Source organism: Flavobacterium sp. W21_SRS_FM6 (assembly GCF_052119645.1).
Classification (GTDB): Bacteria; Pseudomonadota; Gammaproteobacteria; order Enterobacterales; family Alteromonadaceae; genus Paraglaciecola.
The window spans coordinates 1-3,135 of record NZ_JBGQOM010000025.1 but is presented as its reverse complement, the minus strand read 5'-3'; the positions used below and the strand labels follow the sequence as shown (position 1 = coordinate 3,135).

The 3,135-nt window shown below is 49.6% G+C and carries 1 rRNA gene; it reads left to right on the top strand.

What is annotated here, in order from left to right:
- Window positions 1–40 precede the first annotated feature (40 nt).
- Window positions 41–2,916: ribosomal RNA gene (locus tag ACEN2L_RS20645) — 23S ribosomal RNA — on the top strand.
- Window positions 2,917–3,135: the final 219 nt, after the last annotated feature.

Genomic DNA, 3,135 nt, shown 5'->3' with positions numbered 1-3,135 from the left:
GTCCGTACGTCAAATAAACGAAGGTTATTTGGGGTTGTATGGTTAAGTGATTAAGCGTATACGGTGGATGCCTAGGCAGTTAGAGGCGATGAAGGACGTGTAAGTCTGCGAAAAGCTGTGGTGAGCCGACAAAATGCTTTGACCCACAGATGTCCGAATGGGGGAACCCAATCCTTAGGGATTATCATTAACTGAATTCATAGGTTAATGAAGCTAACGAGGGGAACTGAAACATCTAAGTACCCTTAGGAAAAGAAATCAATTGAGATTCCCCTAGTAGCGGCGAGCGAACGGGGAACAGCCGAGAGTGTAAGAGTCAGCAGAATGTGTTGGAAAGCACAACGATACGAGGTGATAGTCCTGTATGCGTTAGCTCTTATATTCCATATTAAGTAGGTCGGGACACGTGTTATCTTGACTGAAGATGGGGGGACCATCCTCCAAGGCTAAATACTCCTAACTGACCGATAGTGAACCAGTACCGTGAGGGAAAGGCGAAAAGAACCCCAGTGAGGGGAGTGAAATAGAACCTGAAACCGTATACGTACAAGCAGTAGGAGCACCTTCGTGGTGTGACTGCGTACCTTTTGTATAATGGGTCAGCGACTTATATTTAGTAGCAAGGTTAACCGAATAGGGGAGCCGTAGCGAAAGCGAGTGTTAACTGCGCGTTTAGTTGCTAGGTATAGACCCGAAACCCGGTGATCTAGCCATGGGCAGGTTGAAGGTTGAGTAACATCAACTGGAGGACCGAACCGACTTATGTTGAAAAATGAGCGGATGACTTGTGGCTGGGGGTGAAAGGCCAATCAAACCGGGAGATAGCTGGTTCTCCCCGAAAGCTATTTAGGTAGCGCCTCGGACGAATACCACAGGGGGTAGAGCACTGTTAAGGCTAGGGGGTCATCCCGACTTACCAACCCTTTGCAAACTCCGAATACCTGTGAGTACTATCCGGGAGACACACGGCGGGTGCTAACGTCCGTCGTGAAGAGGGAAACAACCCAGACCGCCAGCTAAGGTCCCAAAGTCATAGTTAAGTGGGAAACGATGTGGGAAGGCTAAGACAGCTAGGAGGTTGGCTTAGAAGCAGCCACCCTTTAAAGAAAGCGTAATAGCTCACTAGTCGAGTCGGCCTGCGCGGAAGATGTAACGGGGCTAAACTATGCACCGAAGCTGCGGATTCATCGCAAGATGAGTGGTAGGGGAGCGTTGTGTAAGTGGCTGAAGGTGAACCGAGAGGTTTGCTGGACATATCACAAGTGCGAATGCTGACATGAGTAACGATAATGGGAGTGAAAAACTCCCACGCCGAAAGACCAAGGTTTCCTGTCCCATGCTAATCAGGGCAGGGTAAGTCGGCCCCTAAGGCGAGGCAGAAATGCGTAGTCGATGGGAAACGGATTAATATTTCCGTACTTATATATTCAGTGATGGGGGGACGGAGAAAGTTATGCAAGCCTGGCGTTGGTTGTCCAGGTGAAAGTGCGTAGGGCGTTGACTTAGGTAAATCCGGGTTAACTTTGCTTGAGACACGAGACGAGACACTACGGTGTTGAAGTTGCAAATACTCTGCTTCCAGGAAAAGCCTCTAAACTTATGAATATATGAACCGTACCCCAAACCGACACAGGTGGTCAGGTAGAGAATACTAAGGCGCTTGAGAGAACTCGGGTGAAGGAACTCGGCAAAATCGTACCGTAACTTCGGGAGAAGGTACGCCGCTGTTTGTGATGAGCTTTACGCTCTAAGCGAATGGCGGCCGCAGTGAAAAGGTGGCTGGAACTGTTTATTAAAAACACAGCACTGTGCTAAATCGAAAGATGACGTATACGGTGTGACGCCTGCCCGGTGCCGGAAGGTTAATTGATGGGGTTAGCGCAAGCGAAGCTCTTGATCGAAGCCCCGGTAAACGGCGGCCGTAACTATAACGGTCCTAAGGTAGCGAAATTCCTTGTCGGGTAAGTTCCGACCTGCACGAATGGCGTAATCATGGCCACGCTGTCTCCACCCGAGACTCAGTGAAATTGAAATCGCAGTGAAGATGCTGTGTACCCGCACCTAGACGGAAAGACCCCGTGAACCTTTACTATAGCTTGGCACTGAACATTGACCCTACATGTGTAGGATAGGTGGGAGACTTTGAAGCGGGAACGCCAGTTCTCGTGGAGTCGTCCTTGAAATACCACCCTTGTAGGTTTGATGTTCTAACATTGGTCCCTTATCGGGATTGTGGACAGTGTCTGGTGGGTAGTTTGACTGGGGCGGTCTCCTCCCAAAGCGTAACGGAGGAGCACGAAGGTTGGCTAATCCTGGTCGGACATCAGGAGGTTAGTGCAATGGCATAAGCCAGCTTAACTGCGAGACAGACACGTCGAGCAGGTACGAAAGTAGGTCATAGTGATCCGGTGGTTCTGTATGGAAGGGCCATCGCTCAACGGATAAAAGGTACTCCGGGGATAACAGGCTGATACCGCCCAAGAGTTCATATCGACGGCGGTGTTTGGCACCTCGATGTCGGCTCATCACATCCTGGGGCTGAAGTCGGTCCCAAGGGTATGGCTGTTCGCCATTTAAAGTGGTACGCGAGCTGGGTTTAGAACGTCGTGAGACAGTTCGGTCCCTATCTGGTGTGGGCGTTGGATGATTGAGGGGAGCTGCTCCTAGTACGAGAGGACCGGAGTGGACGAACCGCTGGTGTTCGGGTTGTCATGCCAATGGCATTGCCCGGTAGCTACGTTCGGAATCGATAACCGCTGAAAGCATCTAAGCGGGAAGCGAGCCCCAAGATGAGTCATCCCTGACAGTTTAACTGTCCTAAAGGGTTGTTGAAGACTACGACGTAGATAGGCAGGGTGTGGAAGTGCAGTAATGCATTAAGCTAACCTGTACTAATTGCCCGTGAGGCTTAACCATACAACGCCCAAATAGCTTTAGCGGTAATACGCGACAAGTTGGCGAGTATGTCGATAAGTATTAAAACAGACAGAGTAAGACTAAGGGCTTCTTAGCGTCGATGAACTTTTATCAGTATCCAAATAGTTAAGTTATTTAGCAAGCTGAAACGACACGTCATGTAGACAGTTCGACTCACCTTGCGTTAATTTACCGCAAAAAGACGCGGATAAATTAACA